We start from the raw sequence: 22,198 nt of genomic DNA, 5'->3' as shown, positions 1-22,198 counted from the left end.
TGAGATAAGAAAAATATTAAAAAGTAGAAAGCGTTTTTTACTATTTATAGTAAAAGACAAACAAAAACGGTCTTAATTAAATTTAAGATTGGTACAATAAGCAAAATAAGGGCGTATGGGGGATGCCTTGGCTCTCAGAGGCGATGAAAGGCGTGATAAGCTGCGAAAAGCTACGGGGACGGGCACACACCGATTGATCCGTAGATACCTGAATGGGGCAACCCACTATGTTGAAGACATAGTACACCGATAGGTGGGCAAACCCGCTGAACTGAAACATCTAAGTAGGCGGAGGAGAAGAAAACAAAAGTGATTCCGTAAGTAGTGGCGAGCGAACGCGGATTAGCCCAAACCAATGTTGTTACGGCAATGTTGGGGTTGTAGGACCACGACATTTCTTGCACAAGGAACTAGAATCTACTGGAAAGTAGAACCAAAGAGGGTGATAGTCCTGTATAGGTAACGAGTGTAAAGGATAGTGGTATCCTGAGTAGGGCGGGGCACGTGAAACCCTGTCTGAATTTGGCGGGACCATCCGCTAAGGCTAAATACTCCTGAGAGACCGATAGTGAACCAGTACCGTGAGGGAAAGGTGAAAAGAACCGTGAATAACGGAGTGAAATAGATCCTGAAACCATACGCTTACAAGCGGTCGGAGCCCTTTCGTGGGGTGACGGCGTGCCTTTTGCATAATGAGCCTACGAGTTAACGTTGCTGGCAAGGATAAGTGGTTAAGCCACGGATCCGTAGCGAAAGCGAGTCTGAATAGGGCGCTTTAGTCAGTAGTGTTAGACGCGAAACCGTGTGATCTACCCATGGACAGGTTGAAGCTGTGGTAACACACAGTGGAGGACCGAACCCGTTGACGTTGAAAAGTCTTGGGATGATCTGTGGGTAGGGGTGAAAGGCCAATCAAACTCGGAAATAGCTCGTACTCCCCGAAATGCATTTAGGTGCAGCGTTATGCGTAAAGTTATATAGAGGTAGAGCTACTGATTGGATGCGGGGGCTTCACCGCCTACCAATTCCTGACAAACTCCGAATGCTATATAATGTTTCATAACAGTGAGGGCTTGGGTGCTAAGGTCCAAGTCCGAGAGGGAAAGAACCCAGACCATCAGCTAAGGTCCCCAAATATATACTAAGTTGAAAGAACGAGGTTTGTCTGCCCAGACAGCTAGGATGTTGGCTTGGAAGCAGCCATTCATTTAAAGAGTGCGTAACAGCTCACTAGTCGAGCGGACGAGCATGGATAATAATCGGGCATAAGTATATTACCGAAGCTATGGATTTAGAGTTTACTCTAAGTGGTAGGGGAGCATTCTAACAGGGTAGAAGGTGTATCGTAAGGTATGCTGGACTGGTTAGAAAAGAAAATGTAGGCATAAGTAACGATAATGCGGGCGAGAAACCCGCACACCGAAAGACTAAGGTTTCCACAGCTATGCTAATCAGCTGTGGGTTAGTCGGGACCTAAGGCGAACCCGAAAGGGACAGTCGATGGACAACGGGTTAATATTCCCGTACTACTGTTAACTGTGATGGGGTGACGGAGTGATGAAAGTGCCGCGAACTGACGGAATAGTTCGTTGAAGTACCTACCTATAAGACCCGCAGGCAAATCCACGGGTTTTGGGGAAATACGATAGTACTCGGCGTCTTCGGACAAAGAGATAGTGCACCTAAGGGCTTCCAAGAAAAACCTCTAAACTTCAGGTTAATAGTACCCGTACCGCAAACCGACACAGGTAGTCGAGATGAGAATTCTAAGGTGCTCGAGAGATTCATGGCTAAGGAATTAGGCAAAATAGACCCGTAACTTCGGGAGAAGGGTCGCCAGCAGCAATGCTGGCCGCAGTGAAGAGGTCCAGGCGACTGTTTATCAAAAACACAGGGCTCTGCAAAATCGTAAGATGAAGTATAGGGCCTGACACCTGCCCGGTGCTGGAAGGTTAAGAGGAGATGTTATCTTCGGAGAAGCATTGAATTGAAGCCCCAGTAAACGGCGGCCGTAACTATAACGGTCCTAAGGTAGCGAAATTCCTTGTCGGGTAAGTTCCGACCTGCACGAATGGTGTAACGATCTGGACACTGTCTCAGCCATGAGCTCGGTGAAATTGTAGTAACGGTGAAGATGCCGTTTACCCGCAGTGGGACGAAAAGACCCTGTGCACCTTTACTATAGCTTAGTATTGACCTTGGATAAATGATGTGTAGGATAGGTTGGAGACTGTGAAGTGGCGTCGCTAGGCGTTGTGGAGTCATTGTTGAAATACAACCCTTTGTTTATCTGAGGCCTAACCCCGTTTTGCGGGGGACATTGCTTGGTGGGTAGTTTGACTGGGGTGGTCGCCTCCAAAAGAGTAACGGAGGCTTCTAAAGGTTCCCTCAGTACGCTTGGTAACCGTGCGTAGAGTGCAATGGCATAAGGGAGCTTGACTGAGAGACATACAGGTCGATCAGGTACGAAAGTAGAGCATAGTGATCCGGTGGTTCCGCATGGAAGGGCCATCGCTCAAAGGATAAAAGGTACGCCGGGGATAACAGGCTGATCTCCCCCAAGAGCTCATATCGACGGGGGGGTTTGGCACCTCGATGTCGGCTCGTCACATCCTGGGGCTGGAGAAGGTCCCAAGGGTTGGGCTGTTCGCCCATTAAAGTGGCACGCGAGCTGGGTTCAGAACGTCGTGAGACAGTTCGGTCTCTATCTACTGTGGGCGCAAGAAATTTGAGTGGATCTGATTCTAGTACGAGAGGACCGAATTGGACAAACCTCTAGTGTATCTGTTGTCACGCCAGTGGCACCGCAGAGTAGCTACGTTTGGAAGGGATAAGCGCTGAAAGCATATAAGCGCGAAACCCACCACAAGATGAGATTTCTTTTAAGGATCGTGGGAGATGACCACGTTGATAGGCTATAGATGTAAAGGCAGTAATGTCATAGTCGAGTAGTACTAATAATCCGTAAGCTTATGTACACCTTTTCCTCCGGGGTAACCCGGAGGAAGAAACTTTCTAAATAAATACTTTTTTCTTTATCTCAGTATGTTAAGATATTGTGTAATGTTGATCCATAAATAATGGATTACCCATTGCAAAACGACCTTAAGGTGGTTATTGCGGCGGGGCTCACCTCTTCCCATCCCGAACAGAGAAGTTAAGCCCGCCTGCGCAGATGGTACTGCAGTTATGTGGGAGAGTATGTCGTCGCCTTTCTTTAGAAAAGCCTGTCTGAAAAGACAGGCTTTTTTGTTTTTATAGCATCGAAGTGTTTGTCTAAGGGCTCGGTTCGACGTATTTGTTTAATCTGGACCTGTTTTAGATTCTGTAAAACCCTCTATCCAATTGGATAGAGGGTTTTTTTGATTGGAATCATTAAATCTGAAGTCTATTGTTCGCCCGTATTGCTTCCCATTAAAATACTTTCGGTGCTAATTGGTAAAGAAATATGCATAATGCGGTTTTATTTTTCTTTTTTACCCATATCATTGAAACGCCCCATATAAGTGAACTCGTCACTGAATATAGATTTGTAGAAGTTGAATACCTTTTCACAATTACCATTAAAAGTAAAAATGTTTACGGTTGTCATTTTGCAAGTTGTTTATAATATTTTTGCTTTTTGTAATCCTTTCGGAATTGTTTCATCTAAATAACTTGCGTGATCGGATACTAAATTTTCCCTTAGCCTTTTTAGTAGCCTTTTTTTGTGAATGGTTTATAGTTGGTCGATTTGGAATGGCATTGATATTTAAAATTCTGAAAGAAGAGGATTTTGGTTTAAAAAAGATGTTGATTTCTCGACTTGTAATTGTTTCCGGTATGGTTACTTTAATGTCATTATACGGAGCTACTTTAATGGTCGGGTTTTCTTCTGATCTTCCTCGAGAATGGATTTCGAATATGGTTCTGAATTTTATTTTTGCTTATCTACTTCAAGTTTTAATAGCGCGTCCATTTATAGGTTTTGTTTTTTAGAAAAATATTTCCAATCGGAAGTTTAATTGTGCTTATTCCCATTGAAAAATAAAAAGTTTTAAATTTCCTTAGTTGACTTTCAACTAAACAAAAAGCCTGAAGATTTTAGCTTCAGGCTTTTTGTTATTGCAATTTAATCAAAAATCTTCTTTCAGAATAGTTGAAATAATAGATTGAAACATATTGATTCCTGTTTCGATCAATTCGTCTGGGAAATCGTAATCTGAATTGTGTAAAGCAGGTGTATTCAAACCAGCGCCAAGACCAAACATAGTTGTTTTATATTCTTTTGCGTACCAGCCAAAATCTTCTCCAAATTTAAACGGATGTGGTTTTTCTATGAGGTTAAAGTTGTTTTCTGTAGCTACTTTTATCACATAAGCATTGCATTCTTTATCGTTGATACTCGCTGGGAAATATTCAAGCCATTCAATATTGTGTTTTAATTTATATTGCTCACCAATTTTTGCTACAGCATTTACAATTTGAGATTTTACAAGCTCCATTTTAGTATTATCCCAAGCTCTTAAAGTATAATGTAATTCGCCATCAGCAGGAGAAATTCCATAGGATTTTTGTCCCATATTGAGATGAACAGGTGTCATGATAGTAAAGTTTTCAGATGTGGGATTGATGACTTCCAAATTCGATAATGAGGTAATAATTTGTGACATTGCCAAAGCTGGATTGATTCCGTTTTCGGGCTCTGCTGCATGTGATTCTTTTCCTTTAATTTTAATTATAAAACTTTGCACTTCGGCAGAAAACCCTTTTTGAATGCTAATAATCGAATGCATTGGTTCTTTGGGGATGTTGTGAAGGGCAAAAATATAATCTGTGTTTAAGTTCTTGAATTTTTCGTCATTGACAACCGCATGTGCGCCTTCACCATTTTCTTCTGCCGGTTGAAATAATAAAACAACTTTTCCTGAATTGAAACTTTGATGTTTTAACCAAAATCCTAATCCTGAAACAATCGCCATGTGGCCATCGTGACCACACTTGTGTGATACACCTTTCGTTGTTGATTGATGGTTAAATTGATTCACTTCCTGTATTGGTAATGCATCCAATTCACAACGGATAGTAATGGTTTTGCCGGTATTTGAGAATTGATAAACCGCAGCTACCCCAGTTCCACCAATGTTTTCGATTATCTCGGTGGGCTGATTTTGAGCTAAAAATTGCTGTATTCTTTTGGCTGTTTCAAATTCAAAACCAGAAATTTCTGGATTTTGGTGAAGCGTTTTTCTAAAATCAATGGTCGCTGTTAAATCTGTTTTATTCATATTCGTTCTTTGTGAAATTGAGGGTATGGTTTAATCAATATCCTTCAAAATGCTCAATTTAGTTGTTTAGCCTATATTGCTGATACACTCTTAACAAGCATCTACTGCAACATTCACAGTCGACTTAAAAATATCCTCTCCATCTAAATCTATAGAAAAGTTTTTGAACTCGTCTTTTACGTTGGTAATCATTATATGCTTTGCCTTAAAAGTAAGTTCACTGTGTGTTGGCTCTAATGTATATTTGTTTTTGCTATTTTTTCCATTTTATTTCTTTTTTAAAAGATTTAAATTTGATACTACAAAGTTGCGGAATATTTATTTGTAATTCTGAATTACTAAAATAAATTCTACTGATTGTAGTAAAGTAATAGTGGTCTACCTGTTTAACTCAGCGGCATATTTAAGCAGAGATGATGTTAAGTCTCGACTAGTACTAAATATGGTAGAGTTTGGATTTAATCGTAGTATAAAAAAGAGGATGGCTAATATGATAACGCCTTTTTTTGTTCAAATAATAATACCCAGGCATTGTATTATTACAATTATAATCAAATTAGATGGTTTTTTGATTTTGGAACAGCTATTAAACAAAAAAAAACGTCCTAAATCATAAGATATAAGACGTTTTTTGTTTTTGTTGACAAATGGTAACTAAATAACATATTAAGTCATCAAAATCAATACTAGTAGTGATCACGGTGGGATTTGACTCCACACGGCCCTTACGAGTACCACCCCTCAAGATGGCAAGTTTACCGTTTCTCCAGGTGGCCAAAAAGTAAAAAAGGTCATTCGCATTTGCGAACAACCTTTTGTGACCCGACTGGGGCTCGAACCCAGGACCCCATCATTAAAAGTGATGTGCTCTACCAACTGAGCTATCGAGTCATTTTTTCAAGAAAATAGGTGCTGGTCACTTTAATTGTGACCCGACTGGGGCTCGAACCCAGGACCCCATCATTAAAAGTGATGTGCTCTACCAACTGAGCTATCGAGTCATTATTTTCAAGAAAATGTATTTTAATCGCTTTAGTAGTGACCACGGTGGGATTTGAACCCACACGCCCTTACGAGCACCACCCCCTCAAGATGGCAAGTCTACCGTTTCTCCACGTGGCCTTAAAAAATAAAAGGTTATTCGCCATTGCGAATAACCTTTTGTGACCCGACTGGGGCTCGAACCCAGGACCCCATCATTAAAAGTGATGTGCTCTACCAACTGAGCTATCGAGTCAATGCTTTCAAGAAAATATGTTGATCACTTTGATTGTGACCCGACTGGGGCTCGAACCCAGGACCCCATCATTAAAAGTGATGTGCTCTACCAACTGAGCTATCGAGTCATATATTCTTTGCTTGAATGCGGGTGCAAATATAAGGACTTTATTTGAAGCTTTCCAAGGAATTTTGTCATAAATTTGACTTTTTTTTACATTAATTTTTAACGCCTTAGTTTATAGGGTTTTATTTTATGAAGAAAATTGTATTATTAGGCTATATGGGATGCGGAAAGTCAACCATTGCCAAAACATTGTCGAAAAATATCGGAATTCCGTTTGTTGATTTGGATGAGTATATCGAGAAAAAGACAAATTTGTCGATAAATGCACTATTTGAGAAGCATGGAGAAATCTATTTTCGGAAAGTTGAGCATGAAGCTTTTCTTGAATTATTGGATTCGCCTGAAAAATTTATTATAGGTTTGGGCGGAGGTACGCCTTGTTATGCCAATAACCATGAATTACTGAAAGGGGATAATGTGGTTTCTATTTATTTGAAAGCCTCGATAGAGACTTTATTTAATAGGCTGTCTGCTAATAAAAGCAAAAGACCCCTTATTGCCGACAAAAATGATGCGGAAATGAAGGAGTTTATTGCAATGCATCTCTTTGAGAGAAGCTTTTATTACAATCAGGCACAATGTGCCGTTGTAGTAGATGATAAGACGATTGATCAGACCGTTTTGGATATTCTTAAAATTTTAGCTTAAATAAGCGTAGTTATCGCCGTTTTCGTCAAATACGACCTGAACGTGTTCTAGTAAAGAGGTAGATAGGGAGATTCCTTTAAAATCGGCTTTTACAGGGTACTTTTTGTGATTTCTGTCTACCAGCACTGCGGTTTTGAATTTTTTTAACGGGACATCTAAAAAATGCCTTATGGCGTAGATTAATGTTGTCCCTGAATTTAATACATCGTCAACAAGAATTAAGCCCTTATTGGCATATTCTTCTTTTGGTAAAGAAGTGTGAATGGGAAGCTCAGGATTTAATTTGTTGATTTGAATCTCGCATAAGCTAACCTTTAGAGGAGAGATGGTTTTTAACTCCTGAGCAATTTTTTCGGCAAAAACGAATCCGTTGCTTGCTATTCCGGCAAGAACGACCTCTTTTTCGTCTACAAATGTCTCGTAGATTTGGTAGGCTATTCTTTTTATTTTGTGCTCAATTTCTAGATTTGTTAGGATAATATTTTTGCCCATTTTTTATTTGTTTAAGGGTTTGTAAGTTTAAAGCTTTGAGATGTTATTGTAAATGTTTGTAAAATTTAGGTTTAACATCAACTTTAAGCTTTTGGGTTTTTTTAATTGTTGTCTTCCTCATCTTCAATATCGTTTCCAAATTCATCGATATCTCTTCGGTCTTTTTTAGTAGGTCTTCCGGTTCCGGTTTTTCGATAGTGCTCTTTTGAAAGCTTTAATAGTTCCAAATGCTGATAGACTTCAGGCGGAGTGTCGTTCCGTCTGTAAATATCAACTAATTTAGCTGCTACGCGACTCTCTGGGATGTCTAGTACAGTTATAATTTGGGTAATTTGGTCTTTTCGAAAGGTAATTTTATCAGTCGGGAAAACCTCCTTTGATGGTTTTGCAATAAGACCATTTACAGTGATGTGGTTTTTTTTACATGCCTCGGTCACCATGTTTCTGGTCTTGTAATATCGGACACACCATAAATATTTATCTATTCTCATAAAAATTCTAAAATCGGAGTTAAATAGTTTACAAAAATAAATCAATATTGTATATTGCGCACTTAAAAATCAGCTATAATGAACAAATTTAAGTTTTATTTTATTTTATCAATTACAACCCTATCTTTATTTTCATGTTCGAAAAATACTGATAATACTGAAATTACCCCGCCTCGTGATTACTCAGTGCAATATGCTACTGATTTAGCTGATATTGAAACCTATTTGAAAGAAAATTATATAGATATTACGGCTGATCAAGATGTAACAATTACGAAGATTCCTGTAGGAGGAACCCAAGCTTCAATCATGTCTTATTTGAATAGCCCTACTTTTCCTAAATTATTGAGTAGAGATGCTAAATTTCATGATATCACTTATAAATTGTATTATTTAGTATTAAGTGAAGGAACGGGAGAGAAGCCTTCCAATGCTGATGGTGTATTTGCGGCATATAAAGGAGAATATTTATCAAGTAAAACTACGGATGGAGTTACCACAATTAGCTCTACTTTTTTTGAACAATCTAATAATCCGCAACAGGTATTGAGTTTGCAATCAGTTATAAGCGGCTGGAGTGAAGTTTTTCCTCAATTTAGAACAGGAAGTTACAGTTCAAACACTGATGGAACAGTTAGTTATTCAGGTTTTGGGGCAGGGGTTATGTTCATTCCTTCAGGATTGGGGTATTTTGCTTCAGGAAGTGCTAGTATTCCAGCATATTCACCTTTAGTTTTTAGTTTTAAATTATTTGAAATTCAAAGACTAGATCAAGATGGAGATGGTATACCATCTTATCTAGAAGATTTAGACGGAGATGGATATATTTATGACTATAGAAATACAATTAATTTCCCAACAAAGCCTGCGACGGCGAACCCTGATGATACAGATGGTGACGGTATTCCGGATTTCTTGGATGTTGATGATGATGGTGATGGCTTTTCTACAAAAATAGAAATTAAAGATCCTGTTACTGGATTGCCTTATCCTTTTTTAAGTATTCCTAGTTGTGATGGAAATACCACTAATTCGGCTCGAATCAAAAAGTACTTGGATAAAACTTGTCATTAGATAAAGAATTATTTTTCATAAAAAAATCCCATCTTATTTAATAAGATGGGATTTTTTATGGAAGCTATTTCTATTGTTGTGAAAAATAGCTTGAGATTGATTAGATTATTCGAATTCTGATGTAAAGAATAATTTTACACTTGGATATTTATTCTGCGTCATTTGGATTGTAAAATCAGAATCAGCAAGAAAAACCAATTGACCGTATTTATCTTTGGCAAGAAATTTTTGTTTGATGCGTTTGAATTCTTTAAACTCATCATTCTTTGCGTCATCCGGTTTAACCCAACAAGCTTTGTGTACCGGGAAATTTTCATATGTACATTTTGCACCGTATTCGTGTTCTAAACGGTATTGAATCACCTCGTATTGAAGCGCTCCAACAGTTCCAATAATTTTTCGATTATTCATCTCAAGGGTGAATAATTGGGCAACACCTTCATCCATTAATTGATCTACACCTTTGTCAAGCTGTTTGGCTTTCATAGGGTCGGCATTATTGATGTATCTAAAATGTTCAGGAGAGAAACTTGGAATTCCTTTGAAGCTCATGATTTCGCCTTCGGTTAAGGTGTCTCCAATTTTAAAATTTCCTGTGTCGTGTAGTCCTACAATATCGCCAGGATACGAAATATCTACAATTTCTTTTTTCTCTGCAAAAAAAGCATTCGGACTTGAGAATTTTAAATTCTTTTTTTGACGTACGTGGTAATAAGGTTTGTTTCTTTCAAAAGTTCCGGAAACAATTTTTATAAAAGCGAGTCTGTCTCTATGTTTTGGATCCATATTAGCATGGATTTTAAAAACAAAACCAGTCATTTTTTCTTCTTTAGGATCGACTAATCTTGTTTCGGAATCTTTTGGTCTTGGCGATGGTGCAATTTGAACGAAACAGTCCAAAAGCTCACGAACTCCAAAATTATTCAATGCCGAACCAAAAAATACCGGCTGTAGTTTTCCGTCTAAATAGTCTTGTTGGTTGAACTTCGGATAAACTTCATCAATCAATTCTAGTTCTTCACGTAATCTATCGGCAGGTTTTTGTCCAACTATTTTTTCTAATTCTGAACTTTGTACATCCGAAAAAGCAATCGTTTCTTCTATGTTTTTACGACTGTCTCCGCTAAAAAGGTTTATGTTTTTCTCCCATAAATTGTATATTCCTTGAAAGTCATAACCCATTCCTATCGGAAAACTCAATGGCGTAACAGTTAATCCCAGTTTTTGTTCCACTTCATCCATTAAGTCAAAAGCATCTTTTCCTTCACGGTCCAGTTTATTGATGAAAACAATGATAGGGATTTTTCGCATTCTACATACAGCGACTAATTTCTCTGTTTGTTCTTCGACTCCTTTTGCAACGTCAATTACCACGATAACACTATCGACGGCAGTTAAAGTTCTAAAAGTGTCTTCGGCAAAATCCTTGTGTCCGGGAGTATCAAGGATGTTTATTTTTTTGTCTTTATAATTAAAAGCCAAAACGGATGTTGAAACCGAGATTCCTCTCTGGCGCTCAATTTCCATAAAGTCACTCGTGGCTCCTTTTTTGATTTTGTTGTTTTTTACTGCACCTGCTTCCTGAATAGCACCACCAAAAAGGAGGAGTTTTTCTGTAAGTGTAGTTTTACCGGCATCGGGATGTGATATAATTCCGAAAGTTCTTCTTCTTTGTATTTCTTTTAAAAAGCTCATGTATAATGTAAATAGTTTGCAAAAGTACTATTTATAAATGCGAATAAAAAAAAGAGGATGCCTTTTTGGATATCTTTAAAATCATTAAATCTTTTGTCAAAATGATAGACTCCTTATATATAGAGAAAGATTTAATTTAAAATTCAAAAACGTTCAGACTTGGGAAACTTATGCATTCGTATATAATTTTTTGTTAATAGTAGTGCGGAAAGTTGGATTATGTAATTGAATTGTTATTTTTGTTGGTTTTAAGTTGAAAGAATTGTAAGTAATTGTGTTAGTAAACCAGTTCGTTTCTTGATTCTTAAAATGTATATTAAAGACAAAAAATAACGATATTTTATCATACTATAAATTTCAAACAATGCCATTAAAAATAATGCAAATGAATTCCGTAAATAATAAAAGTGCACTTCTTTTTTTTCTGTTACTATTTTCGAGCACATTGATTAGCGCCCAAGAAATTATTAAAGACGCTGCTGTCACTACTGTAAATAAGGTTCAAAAGAGTCAAAGACAAAAAATTGATGGTGTAATTGCTACTGTTGGAGATTATATAGTTTTGGATTCGGATATTGATAAATCGTTTCTTGAAATTTCGTCTCAAGGCGGATCTATAAAAGACATTACAAGATGTCAGATGTTAGGGAAATTGCTTGAAGATAAATTATATGCGCATCAAGCCATTCAGGATAGTATTAAGGTTAGTGATTCTGAAATTAAAGGAATGATGGAGGAACGCTTGAACTATATCTTGGATAAGGTGGGTTCTATGGATAAGGTATTAAGTATGTACAAGAAAAATTCTGAAGAAGAATTAAGAAGTAGCTTTTTTGATATTTTGAAAGAACAAAAGTTAGCGTCAGAAATGACTAATAAAATTGTTGATGCAGTTGAAATTACTCCGGAAGAAGTTCGAAATTTTTTCAAAAAAATACCTAAAAACGAATTGCCACTTTTTGGTGCAGAAATGGAAGTGGCGCAAATTGTCGTGACACCTAAGGTATCTGAAGCAGAGAAGCAAAAAGTGATTGACAAGCTAAATGGATTCAAAAAAGAGGTTGAAGAAGGTTCTAGTTTTGCCACTAAAGCGGTTTTGTATTCTAAGGATCCAGGCTCTAGTTCTAATGGTGGTTATTATAAAATGAATAGAAAAACGCCATTCGTTAAAGAATTCAAAGATGTAGCTTTCAGTTTGCAACAGGGGGAAATTTCAGCTCCTTTTGAAACCACTTTTGGTTATCATATTATTTATGTAGAGAAGATAAAAGGACAGGAAATTGAATTGCGTCATATATTATTGACTCCTTCGGTATCTGAGGATGAGATTAAGGCAGCCAAAGAAAAAATCAGTTTGATTAGAGAGAAAATTATTGATAAGAAGTTGACTTTTGCCGATGCTGCCAGAACAGAATCAGATCAAAAAGAGACAAGAGCAAATGGGGGAGCATTAATAAACCCAAATACACGTGATACACGTTTTGAATTAACCAAAATGGATCCATCTCTTTACAGTCAGGTTTCTAATCTGAAAGACGATGAAGTTTCTCAGCCGATATTGGATACAGATGAAAACGGGAGAAAATTCTATAAGCTAATTACGGTGACTAACAGAATAAATGAGCACACAGCTGATTATGCCACAGATTATATTAAGATTAAGGACCTAGCTTTAAAAGAAAAACAAATCAGGGCTATCGGAAAATGGTTTGATACCACAATCAAAGACACCTATATTAAAATCCTTGGAGAATATAGAGATTGTGATTTTACAAACAATTGGTTGAAAAAATAATTTTTATAAAATAAATAAAAAGAGTTAGTTTTATGAATTCATAAAGCTAACTCTTTTTTAATTTAATATACTTTCAAAAAATGTCTGATGTAGCAGCAATACAGAATTTGGTTCAAAAGCGAAACGAGCTAAAAAGCGAAATCGCAAAAGTCATCGTGGGTCAAGACGCCGTGGTAGATCAAATTTTACTTTGTATTTTTTCTGGTGGACATGCACTTTTGGTAGGAGTTCCCGGGCTAGCCAAAACTTTAATGGTTAACACTCTGGCAAAGGCTTTGGGATTAGATTTTAAAAGGATTCAATTTACGCCAGATTTAATGCCTTCGGATATTCTTGGTAGCGAAATATTAGATGAAAATCGTCATTTTAAGTTTATAAAAGGACCAATCTTTTCGAATATTGTACTTGCCGATGAAATCAACAGAACACCTCCTAAGACACAGGCGGCTTTGCTTGAGGCAATGCAGGAACGCTCGGTTACCATTGCAGGTGAAAATTATAAGTTAGAACTGCCTTATTTTGTTTTGGCAACCCAAAACCCTATTGAGCAGGAAGGGACTTATCCATTACCAGAAGCGCAATTGGACCGATTTATGTTTGCCATAAAATTAGAATACCCTTCTTTTGAAGAAGAAGTAGAGGTGGTTAAACGCACCACTTCGGATATAAAGGAAGTTGTAAAGCCATTGTTTACTTCTCAGGAAATCATCGATTTTCAGCATTTAATTCGTAGAATCCCAGTGGCCGACAATGTCGTTGAATATGCGGTAACATTAGTTAGTAAAACGCGTCCTGATAACAGATTGTCTAATGAGTTTGTTAAGAATTATTTAGATTGGGGAGCCGGACCAAGGGCGTCACAGAATTTGATTTTGGGTGCCAAAGCCCATGCCGCTTTCAATGGGAAATTTTCGCCAGATATCGAAGATGTAAAAGCGGTTGCAGTTGGGATATTGCGTCATAGAATCATTAAAAATTATAAAGCAGATGCAGAAGGAATAACCGAGGAAATGATAATTGCTAAGCTGATTTAATAAAAAATATAAGTTAGGTTGATCATGTTATGATTTTAGACGAATCAGTAAATGAATATTTATTGTGTGGTTTTGAAACTTATATTTTAAAAATTTAGTTAAATTTATTTCGATCTTACAAATCGAAACAAAAAGTCGTTATGAGAAAAATATTTTTCTCATAACGACTTTTTGTTTGAGGAAAACATGACAAAAATCATTTAGGATTTTGCCTTCAAATTATAATTTTGAAGAATTATTTATTTACAAAAAAAGGTATGATCGAGAACAATCAAATTTTTACAAGACCAATTCCAATTGATAAAGAGGTTTCATGGGATAAAACCCAAACCATTATGAGTAAAACGGATTCTAGGGGAATTATAGAATATGCCAATGAGGTTTTTATAGATGTTTGCGGTTACGAAGATTACGAGCTTATGTCGCAACCTCACAGTATTATTAGGCATCCTGATATGCCTAGGGTTATTTTTAAGGTACTTTGGGAGAATTTAAATGCGGGAAAAAATTTCTATGCTGTTGTGAAAAACCTTGCCAAGTCGGGAAGATACTATTGGGTAGTTACTGATTTTGAAATTTCAAAAGATAAAAATGGAGATATTACCCATTATTTTGGCAGAAGAAAAGCTGTTCCTCAAGATGTAATCACAAAACATATTGAGCCATTATACAAAAGATTGTTGCAAATTGAGTTGGTGAGCGGGATGGAAGCTAGCGAGCGGTATTTGATAGGTTTTTTAGAAGAAAAAAACAGAAGTTACGTGGAGTTTGTTAAAGAGTGTATTCTGGATTACGAACAAGCTCAGAATTCACAAAAAAGAGCTGATTTACAAGAAGAGGAAGAAACTGAAAGCAGAGGTTTTTTTTCTAGATTTTTTGGAAGATAGTTTAATAGTGGATTTCAAAAGATTATCTAATTATTAGAATGCAAAATGTATTTCTTTAAGTGTTTTTTATAGTTGTCTTTTGCAAAAAATGATGAAACTGGAATTGTGTTTTTTAACAAAAATGCAGTTCCAGTTTTTGTATTATTGGCGTTTCTGGGTGTTAAGTAGGATTGCGAAGAGCGGTTCTTGATAAAAACAGTATCAGTTAGGTTTAGATTACTGTGAATTGAAAAAAAAGAGTTTGTTTAAAAGATTGCTAATTTTTTAATTTAATGCTTGAAATTTGACTTTTTCGTATTTTTACGCAACAGATTCTGCTATTTTGCAATAATAATTTTTTAAAAAAGGACTTCTATTAAATTTTTTTAATTCTCATCTTAAATACTTAAATTTGCACTACAAAAAATAAAAAAATTATATGTTATGGCTTTTGATATTGAAATAATCAATAAAATCTGCCTTTAACATTAAAATAAAGACTTCTAATATTATGACTTATAACGATTATCTTAATGAAATCGAAGAGCGTAAAGCTCAGGGACTTCACCCAAAACCGATTGATGGAACTGAATTACTTAGCGAAATCATAGCACAAATTAAAGATTCAGACAACGCAAACCGCGAAGATTCTCTTAAATTCTTTATTTATAATACCGTTCCAGGAACTACTCCTGCAGCTGGTGTTAAAGCAAAATTTTTAAAAGAGATTATTCTTGGTGAATCTGTAGTAAGCGAGATCACTCCTGATTTTGCGTTTGAGTTATTATCGCACATGAAAGGTGGGCCTTCTATCGAGGTTTTACTTGATTTAGCTTTAGGGAATGATGTTGCTATTGCAAAAGATGCGGCAAAAGTTCTTAAAACTCAAGTTTTTCTTTATGAGGCAGATACAGCTCGTTTAGAAGCAGCATACAAAAGTGGTAACGAAATCGCTGAAGCAATTTTAGAGAGTTATGCTAAGGCTGAGTTTTTTACTAAACTACCAGAAGTAGTAGAGGAAATTAAGGTGGTTACTTTTGTTGCTGGTGAAGGAGATATTTCAACCGATTTACTTTCTCCAGGTAACCAAGCGCACTCTCGTTCAGATCGTGAACTTCATGGAAAATGTTTGATTTCTACTGAAGCACAAAATGAAATCGAGGCGTTGAAAGCACAACATCCAGACGCAAGTGTGATGTTGATTGCTGAAAAAGGTACTATGGGTGTGGGTTCATCAAGAATGTCAGGTGTAAACAACGTGGCGCTTTGGACTGGAAAAAAAGCTAGCCCATATGTTCCATTTATTAATATTGCTCCAATTGTTGCTGGAACAAATGGTATTTCTCCAATTTTCTTAACAACAGTTGATGTTACTGGTGGTATTGGTTTGGATCTTAAAAACTGGGTTAAAAAATTAGACGAAAATGGTAACACTGTTCTTAATGAAAGTGGTGATGCTGTTTTAGAAGAAGTATATTCAGTTGCGACTGGTACAGTTCTTACAATAAATACAAAAACAAAGAAATTATATAGTGGAGGTAAAGAGCTGATTGATATTTCTAAAGCTTTTACTCCACAGAAAATGGAATTTATCAAAGCTGGAGGTTCATACGCAATTGTATTTGGAAAGAAACTTCAAACATTTGCTGCTAAAACTTTAGGTGTTGATCTAGTATCTGTTTATGCTCCATCAAAAGAGGTTTCTATAGAGGGACAAGGTCTTACTGCGGTTGAGAAAATTTTCAATAGAAATGCAGTTGGTACAACTCCAGGTAAAGTATTACATGCTGGTTCTGATGTTCGTATAGAGGTAAACATTGTTGGATCGCAAGATACAACAGGTTTGATGACTTCTCAAGAATTAGAGTCTATGGCTGCTACTGTGATTTCTCCAATCGTTGATGGTGCTTACCAATCGGGTTGTCATACAGCTTCAGTTTGGGATAATAAATCGAAAGCAAACATTCCTAGATTGATGAAATTTATGAACGATTTCGGTTTGATCACAGCTCGTGACCCGAAAGGTGTTTATCATTCAATGACGGATGTAATTCATAAAGTATTAAATGATATTACTGTAGACGAGTGGGCGATCATTATTGGTGGTGACTCTCATACAAGAATGTCTAAAGGTGTTGCTTTTGGTGCTGACTCAGGAACTGTTGCTTTGGCATTGGCTACTGGTGAAGCTTCAATGCCAATTCCAGAGTCTGTAAAAGTTACTTTTAAAGGTGATATGGCTAGTTACATGGATTTCCGTGATGTAGTTCATGCTACTCAAGCTCAGATGTTACAACAGTTTGGTGGAGAAAATGTATTCCAAGGTAAAATTATCGAGGTTCATATTGGAACACTTACTGCTGATCAAGCTTTTACATTTACAGATTGGACTGCAGAAATGAAAGCAAAAGCTTCTATCTGTATTTCTGAAGATGATACTTTGATTGAATCATTGGAGATTGCGAAGAGCAGAATCCAGATTATGATCGACAAAGGAATGGATAACCATACACAAGTGTTGAAAGGATTAATTGCTATCGCTGATAAGAGAATCAAAGAAATTGTATCAGGTGAAAAACCAGCGCTAAGACCAGATGCAAATGCTAAATATTATGCTGAAGTTGTTGTTGATTTAGATTTGATTTCTGAGCCAATGATTGCCGATCCAGACGTAAATAATGCAGATGTTTCTAAAAGATATACGCACGATACTATTAGACCTTTATCTTTCTATGGAGGAGATAAAAAAGTAGATCTTGGATTTATCGGTTCTTGTATGGTTCACAAAGGAGATATGAAAATCCTTGCTCAAATGCTTAAAAATATTGAAGAACAAACAGGCAAGGTAGAATTTAAAGCACCACTTGTAGTTGCTCCACCAACTTATAATATCGTTGATGAATTGAAAGCTGAAGGGGATTGGGAAGTTTTACAAAAATACTCTGGTTTCGAATTCGACGATAACGCTCCAAAAGGTGAAGCGCGTACTGGATACGAAAATATGTTGTATTTAGAGCGTCCAGGTTGTAATCTTTGTATGGGTAACCAAGAGAAAGCTGCTAAAGGAGATACCGTAATGGCAACTTCTACGCGTCTTTTTCAAGGAAGAGTTGTTGAAGATACTGAAGGTAAAAAAGGAGAGTCATTACTTTCTTCTACACCGGTTGTAGTATTGTCAACAATCCTTGGTAGAACACCTTCAATAGAAGAATATAAAACTGCAGTAGAAGGTATCAACTTGACTAAGTTTGCTCCTTCTCATAAACTGTTAGTTAAATAATCAAACGATTATTTTAATCATAATTCAAAAAGCCTGAGTCATTGACTCAGGCTTTTTTTTATAGCTACTCTATTTTTTTGTATATTTATGTTTAATATAAAATAACAAAAACAATAATATATAAATCTTATGGCATTTGATATTGAAATGATTAGAAAAGTGTATGACAACATGGTAACTCGTGTTGATAAAGCACGAGAAATTGTTGGTCGTCCACTTACTTTAACAGAGAAGATTTTGTACAACCACCTTTGGGAAGGAGTAGCTAAAGAAGCTTACAAAAGAGGAGTTGATTATGTTGATTTTGCTCCAGACAGAGTAGCGTGTCAAGATGCAACAGCACAAATGGCCTTGTTGCAGTTTATGCATGCAGGAAAGAAAACAGTTGCTGTTCCAACAACGGTACACTGTGATCACTTAATTCAAGCCAAAGTAGGAGCTTCTACAGATTTGGCTGTTGCAAATACGCAATCTAAAGAAGTTTTTGATTTTTTATCGTCAGTTTCTGATAAATATGGAATTGGTTTTTGGAAACCAGGATCAGGTATTATTCACCAAATAGTATTAGAGAATTATGCATTTCCAGGTGGAATGATGATTGGAACCGATTCACATACTGTAAATGCAGGTGGATTAGGTATGCTGGCAATTGGTGTTGGTGGAGCTGATGCGGTTGATGTGATGTCTGGAATGTCTTGGGAATTAAAATTTCCAAAATTAATAGGAGTGAAATTAACTGGAAAATTATCTGGTTGGACGGCTCCAAAAGATGTTATTTTAAAAGTGGCTGACATTCTTACCGTAAAAGGTGGAACAGGAGCTATTGTTGAATATTTTGGAGAAGGTGCTATTAATATGTCTTGTACAGGTAAAGGTACAATCTGTAACATGGGTGCTGAAATTGGTGCGACCACTTCTACTTTTGGATATGATGATTCAATGAGGAGGTATTTAGCAGCTACAGGACGTCAGGACGTTGTTGATGCGGCTGATAAAGTAGCTTCTTATTTAACTGGTGATGCTGAAGTGTATGCTAATCCAGAGCAATATTTTGACCAAGTAATTGAAATTAATCTTTCAGAATTAGAACCACATATTAATGGTCCTTTTACTCCAGATAGAGGTACTCCGGTTTCTAAAATGAAAGCCGAGGCCGAGGCTAATGGTTGGCCAATAAAAGTAGAGTGGGGATTAATTGGTTCTTGTACTAATTCTTCTTACGAAGACATGGCTCGTGCTGTGTCTATCGTAAACCAAGCAGTTGAGCATGGAATTACTCCAAAAGCAGAATTTGGTATTAATCCAGGTTCGGAGCAAATTAGATATACAATAGAAAGAGACGGAATGATTGCCGCTTTTGAAAAATTGGGGACAAAAGTATTTACCAATGCCTGTGGTCCGTGTATTGGGCAATGGGATAGAGAGGGAGCAAATAAAGAAGAAAAAAATACAATTGTACATTCTTTCAATCGTAACTTCTCTAAACGTGCAGATGGTAATCCAAATACACATGCTTTTGTAACTTCTCCAGAAATGGTTGCTGCTTTGGCAATTTCAGGAAGACTGGATTTTAATCCTATTACTGATTCCTTGATAAATGATAATGGAGAAGAAGTTAAATTAAGTGCTCCTTACGGTGATGAATTGCCTAAAAGAGGTTTTGCTGTAGAAGATGCCGGTTTTCAAGCTCCAGCTGCTGATGGAAGTGGAATAGTTGTAGCAGTTTCAGAAACTTCGGATAGATTGCAACTTTTAGCGCCATTTCAAGCTTGGGACGGAAAAAATATTTCAGGTGCAAAATTATTGATTAAAGCTTTCGGAAAATGTACTACTGACCATATTTCTATGGCTGGACCATGGTTGCGTTTTCGTGGACATTTAGATAATATTTCTAATAATATGTTGATCGGTGCAGTAAATGCTTTCAATCAAAAAACAAATTCTGTTAAGAACCAATTGAATGGTGCGTATGATGCGGTTCCTGCTGTAGCTCGTGCTTATAAGGCAGCTGGTGTTCCTTCAATTGTTGTTGGAGATCATAATTACGGTGAAGGTTCTTCTCGTGAACATGCTGCAATGGAGCCAAGATTTTTAGGTGTAAAAGCTGTTTTGGTAAAATCATTCGCTCGTATTCATGAAACAAACCTTAAAAAACAAGGTCTTTTGGGATTGACATTTGCTAATGAAGCTGACTATGATAAAATCCAAGAGGACGATACCATCAATTTTATTGATCTAGTAGATTTTGCTCCAGGAAAGCCATTAACATTAGAATTTGTTCACGCAGATGGAAGCAAAGATATCATCTTGGCTAACCATACTTATAATGAAGGACAAATTGGCTGGTTCATTGCTGGATCGGCATTAAACTTAATTGCTGCTGGTAAAGCATAATTCAAGTTTTAAATTATATTAAAAACTCTCAAGGCAACTTGGGAGTTTTTTTGTTTAGATATTTGTTAAAAACTTTATAAAAGGCTGTTAAAAAATTGCGGTATTTGTATTAAAAAGCTATTTTAGCATTATTGAATATTTTATTTACATGTTTTAACATCAGAAAGTAGTTTTTTGATGTAAGTAAAAAGTTATTTATTTGTAAATTAATAAGGTATAGAGTGTTGGAATAAAATTTAATTTATGGGGCGGTATAATTGGATCTTAGTTTTTGTTTTTTTTAGTGGTTTTAGTGTTTTTTCCCAGGAAAAATACACCAAGCACACTGTTTTAAAAGGGGAAACAATTTCTAAAATTGCCGAACACTATAGTTTAAAATCCAAAGAGATTTACGAGCTCAATCCAGATGCGCGAAAAGGAATAAAATTTAAGTCGGTTTTATTGATACCTACTAAAAAAGTTGAGAAGAATGAGAATAAAACCGTTGAGGTTGTTTCTAATTATCCTGAAAAAAATCACAAAGTTCTTCCAAAGGAAACCATTTACGGCATAGCCAAGCAATATGGAATAACAGTTAAAGATCTCTATAAAATCAATCCTACAATAGAGAAATCAGGATTGAGAAATGGTCAGCAAATTAAAATTCCAGGCACGGCATCCGATAAAGATTTAGTTGTGTCTAAAGGGGAATCGGTAAAAGAGATTCAAAAAACAGCAACTTCAGAAAAAATAAATCCAAAAACAGAGGCAGTTGCTTTACCACAATCAGTGGCACATGTAGAAACTACAGCCGATGGAATTTTACGTGAGGTTTTACCTAAAGAAACCAAATATGCAATTGCAAAAGAGTACGGGATTACAATAGCTGATTTAGATAAAGCTAATCCAACTTTAGAATCTGAAGCATTAAAAATTGGGCAAAAAATTATAATTCCTGTAAAACAAGAAAATACAGCTAATACAATAGTTGTAAAAGAAAACACGAACAAAGGAATCGAGAAAGCGGTTACGTCTCAATCAGTAGCTAAAAATTTAACACAGGACGCGGCCGTTGCAAATAAAGAGATAGCGAAAAACGAAACTACGGTTTCGACGCAGTCAATTGTCGAAAATAATGTTTTGGAAACCGAGGTAGTACGCGAGGTATTGGCTCAAGAAACAAAGTATGGGATTGCCAAAGAATACGGAATCACAGTAAAAGAATTGGAACGACAAAATCCGCAGATAGTAAAAAGACTTCCTGTAGGCTATAAATTGAATATTAGAAGTTTAAAACCAGTTGAGAAACCGGTAGAAAAGACTGAAATCGCAGCCAAAGAAGGAATAGAAAATGAAGCTGGAAATTACAATATAAAATCATTTCATAGTACTGATTTCTTGGATCAACTTGTGTCTACGGCTTCAGAAAACATAGGTACAAGATACCGAATAGGAGGAACTACTAAGGAAGGTTTTGATTGTTCTGGGTTGATGCGTACTACTTTTGGTGCTTTCGATATTCAATTGCCTAGAACTTCTTTTGAGCAATCCAGATACGGCACTAAAATTAATACAGAAGATGCGCAAAAAGGAGATTTAATTTTCTTTAAAACCAATGGCAGGAGACAAATCAATCATGTAGGTATGGTTGTAGAGGTAAATGAAGGTGATATCAAATTCATACATGCCTCAGTAGGTGGTGGCGTTATCATATCTTCAGTAAAAGAAAAATATTACAGTAAAAGAGTCACTCAGGTTAATCGCATTTTATAATTTTATAGTGTGTTTAGCTTTAGATAGCTAACTAAAATTAAAAACTCTCAAGCTAGCTTGAGAGT

General features: G+C 36.4%; 13 protein-coding genes, 5 tRNA genes, 2 rRNA genes and 1 pseudogene. 11 read left to right on the top strand and 10 right to left on the bottom strand.

What is annotated here, in order from left to right:
- Positions 1-94 precede the first annotated feature (94 nt).
- From ACMDB5_RS00225 to ACMDB5_RS00215, 3 genes are all read left to right on the top strand, one after another.
- A 23S ribosomal RNA gene (locus tag ACMDB5_RS00225) occupies positions 95-2,978 on the top strand.
- A 128-nt stretch (positions 2,979-3,106) separates the two neighbouring features.
- Positions 3,107-3,216: ribosomal RNA gene (rrf, locus tag ACMDB5_RS00220) — 5S ribosomal RNA — on the top strand.
- A 522-nt stretch (positions 3,217-3,738) separates the two neighbouring features.
- Positions 3,739-3,978, top strand: coding sequence for a DUF2798 domain-containing protein (locus ACMDB5_RS00215; protein WP_413999042.1), 240 nt, complete (start codon positions 3,739-3,741; stop codon positions 3,976-3,978).
- A 137-nt stretch (positions 3,979-4,115) separates the two neighbouring features.
- Here ACMDB5_RS00215 and ACMDB5_RS00210 read toward each other — a convergent pair whose 3' ends face one another.
- From ACMDB5_RS00210 to ACMDB5_RS00180, 7 genes and pseudogenes are all read right to left on the bottom strand, one after another.
- The gene (locus ACMDB5_RS00210; RefSeq protein ID WP_413999041.1) at positions 4,116-5,267 is read right to left on the bottom strand and encodes an amidohydrolase; all 1,152 of its coding nucleotides are present in this window, start codon (positions 5,265-5,267) and stop codon (positions 4,116-4,118) included.
- A gap of 90 nt (positions 5,268-5,357) precedes the next feature.
- Positions 5,358-5,498, bottom strand: a pseudogene (locus ACMDB5_RS00205) (YceI family protein); the annotation flags it as partial.
- Between the two features lie 587 nt (positions 5,499-6,085).
- Positions 6,086-6,158, bottom strand: a tRNA-Lys gene (locus tag ACMDB5_RS00200).
- A gap of 37 nt (positions 6,159-6,195) precedes the next feature.
- Positions 6,196-6,268: transfer RNA gene (locus ACMDB5_RS00195), tRNA-Lys, on the bottom strand.
- 38 nt (positions 6,269-6,306) lie between these two features.
- Positions 6,307-6,389: transfer RNA gene (locus ACMDB5_RS00190), tRNA-Leu, on the bottom strand.
- A gap of 42 nt (positions 6,390-6,431) precedes the next feature.
- A tRNA-Lys gene (locus ACMDB5_RS00185) sits at positions 6,432-6,504 on the bottom strand.
- Positions 6,505-6,540: 36 nt separating this feature from the next.
- Positions 6,541-6,613: transfer RNA gene (locus ACMDB5_RS00180), tRNA-Lys, on the bottom strand.
- Positions 6,614-6,741: 128 nt separating this feature from the next.
- Between ACMDB5_RS00180 and ACMDB5_RS00175 the strand changes: the two genes are divergently transcribed.
- Entirely contained in the window at positions 6,742-7,260 is a 519-nt protein-coding gene (locus ACMDB5_RS00175) for a shikimate kinase (protein WP_413999040.1), read from the top strand.
- On the opposite strand, the gene ACMDB5_RS00170 is transcribed toward ACMDB5_RS00175, so the two are convergent.
- Both ACMDB5_RS00170 and ACMDB5_RS00165 read right to left on the bottom strand, forming a co-directional pair.
- On the bottom strand, positions 7,252-7,752 hold the full coding sequence (locus ACMDB5_RS00170) for a phosphoribosyltransferase domain-containing protein (protein WP_413999039.1): 501 nt from the start codon (positions 7,750-7,752) through the stop codon (positions 7,252-7,254). The genes ACMDB5_RS00175 and ACMDB5_RS00170 overlap by 9 nt on opposite strands.
- Positions 7,753-7,853: 101 nt before the next feature.
- Positions 7,854-8,243, bottom strand: coding sequence for an RNA-binding S4 domain-containing protein (locus ACMDB5_RS00165; protein ID WP_413999038.1), 390 nt, complete (start codon positions 8,241-8,243; stop codon positions 7,854-7,856).
- Positions 8,244-8,321: 78 nt separating this feature from the next.
- Between ACMDB5_RS00165 and ACMDB5_RS00160 the strand changes: the two genes are divergently transcribed.
- A complete protein-coding gene (locus ACMDB5_RS00160; protein ID WP_413999037.1) occupies positions 8,322-9,317 on the top strand; it encodes an FKBP-type peptidyl-prolyl cis-trans isomerase in 996 nt (331 codons plus the stop codon).
- 105 nt (positions 9,318-9,422) lie between these two features.
- Here ACMDB5_RS00160 and ACMDB5_RS00155 read toward each other — a convergent pair whose 3' ends face one another.
- On the bottom strand, positions 9,423-11,012 hold the full coding sequence (locus ACMDB5_RS00155; RefSeq protein ID WP_413999036.1) for a peptide chain release factor 3: 1,590 nt from the start codon (positions 11,010-11,012) through the stop codon (positions 9,423-9,425).
- A gap of 364 nt (positions 11,013-11,376) precedes the next feature.
- On the opposite strand from ACMDB5_RS00155, the gene ACMDB5_RS00150 reads away from it, so the two are divergent.
- The 6 genes from ACMDB5_RS00150 (at position 11,377) to ACMDB5_RS00125 (ending at position 22,133) form a co-directional block, all read left to right on the top strand.
- On the top strand, positions 11,377-12,807 hold the full coding sequence (locus ACMDB5_RS00150; protein ID WP_413999035.1) for a peptidylprolyl isomerase: 1,431 nt from the start codon (positions 11,377-11,379) through the stop codon (positions 12,805-12,807).
- An 80-nt stretch (positions 12,808-12,887) separates the two neighbouring features.
- The gene (locus ACMDB5_RS00145) at positions 12,888-13,841 is read left to right on the top strand and encodes an AAA family ATPase (protein ID WP_413999034.1); all 954 of its coding nucleotides are present in this window, start codon (positions 12,888-12,890) and stop codon (positions 13,839-13,841) included.
- Positions 13,842-14,098: 257 nt separating this feature from the next.
- Positions 14,099-14,728 (top strand): PAS domain-containing protein, encoded by a 630-nt coding sequence (locus ACMDB5_RS00140; protein ID WP_413999033.1) that lies wholly within the window; start codon positions 14,099-14,101, stop codon positions 14,726-14,728.
- A gap of 487 nt (positions 14,729-15,215) precedes the next feature.
- A complete protein-coding gene (locus ACMDB5_RS00135; protein WP_414000397.1) occupies positions 15,216-17,987 on the top strand; it encodes a bifunctional aconitate hydratase 2/2-methylisocitrate dehydratase in 2,772 nt (923 codons plus the stop codon).
- 129 nt (positions 17,988-18,116) lie between these two features.
- Positions 18,117-20,381, top strand: coding sequence for an aconitate hydratase (locus ACMDB5_RS00130; RefSeq protein WP_413999032.1), 2,265 nt, complete (start codon positions 18,117-18,119; stop codon positions 20,379-20,381).
- A 243-nt stretch (positions 20,382-20,624) separates the two neighbouring features.
- Entirely contained in the window at positions 20,625-22,133 is a 1,509-nt protein-coding gene (locus ACMDB5_RS00125) for a LysM peptidoglycan-binding domain-containing protein (RefSeq protein WP_413999031.1), read from the top strand.
- The last annotated feature ends 65 nt before the right edge of the window (positions 22,134-22,198 follow it).

This window comes from Flavobacterium sp. W1B, from assembly GCF_047344965.1.
Taxonomy (GTDB): domain Bacteria; phylum Bacteroidota; class Bacteroidia; order Flavobacteriales; family Flavobacteriaceae; genus Flavobacterium.
Note: the sequence above shows the minus strand (reverse complement) of the source record. Positions and strands in the feature narration are given on the sequence as shown.

Excerpts from the sequence above, each read along its gene's own strand:
- ACMDB5_RS00155 (WP_413999036.1), bottom strand. The coding sequence starts at position 11,012 with ATGAGCTTTTTAAAAGAAATACAAAGAAGAAGAACTTTCGGAATTATA.
- ACMDB5_RS00140 (WP_413999033.1), top strand. The coding sequence starts at position 14,099 with ATGATCGAGAACAATCAAATTTTTACAAGACCAATTCCAATTGATAAA.
- ACMDB5_RS00175 (WP_413999040.1), top strand. The coding sequence starts at position 6,742 with ATGAAGAAAATTGTATTATTAGGCTATATGGGATGCGGAAAGTCAACC.
- ACMDB5_RS00150 (WP_413999035.1), top strand. The coding sequence starts at position 11,377 with ATGCCATTAAAAATAATGCAAATGAATTCCGTAAATAATAAAAGTGCA.
- ACMDB5_RS00215 (WP_413999042.1), top strand. The coding sequence starts at position 3,739 with ATGGCATTGATATTTAAAATTCTGAAAGAAGAGGATTTTGGTTTAAAA.
- ACMDB5_RS00170 (WP_413999039.1), bottom strand. The coding sequence starts at position 7,752 with ATGGGCAAAAATATTATCCTAACAAATCTAGAAATTGAGCACAAAATA.
- ACMDB5_RS00160 (WP_413999037.1), top strand. The coding sequence starts at position 8,322 with ATGAACAAATTTAAGTTTTATTTTATTTTATCAATTACAACCCTATCT.
- ACMDB5_RS00130 (WP_413999032.1), top strand. The coding sequence starts at position 18,117 with ATGGCATTTGATATTGAAATGATTAGAAAAGTGTATGACAACATGGTA.
- ACMDB5_RS00165 (WP_413999038.1), bottom strand. The coding sequence starts at position 8,243 with ATGAGAATAGATAAATATTTATGGTGTGTCCGATATTACAAGACCAGA.
- ACMDB5_RS00125 (WP_413999031.1), top strand. The coding sequence starts at position 20,625 with ATGGGGCGGTATAATTGGATCTTAGTTTTTGTTTTTTTTAGTGGTTTT.
- ACMDB5_RS00210 (WP_413999041.1), bottom strand. The coding sequence starts at position 5,267 with ATGAATAAAACAGATTTAACAGCGACCATTGATTTTAGAAAAACGCTT.
- ACMDB5_RS00145 (WP_413999034.1), top strand. The coding sequence starts at position 12,888 with ATGTCTGATGTAGCAGCAATACAGAATTTGGTTCAAAAGCGAAACGAG.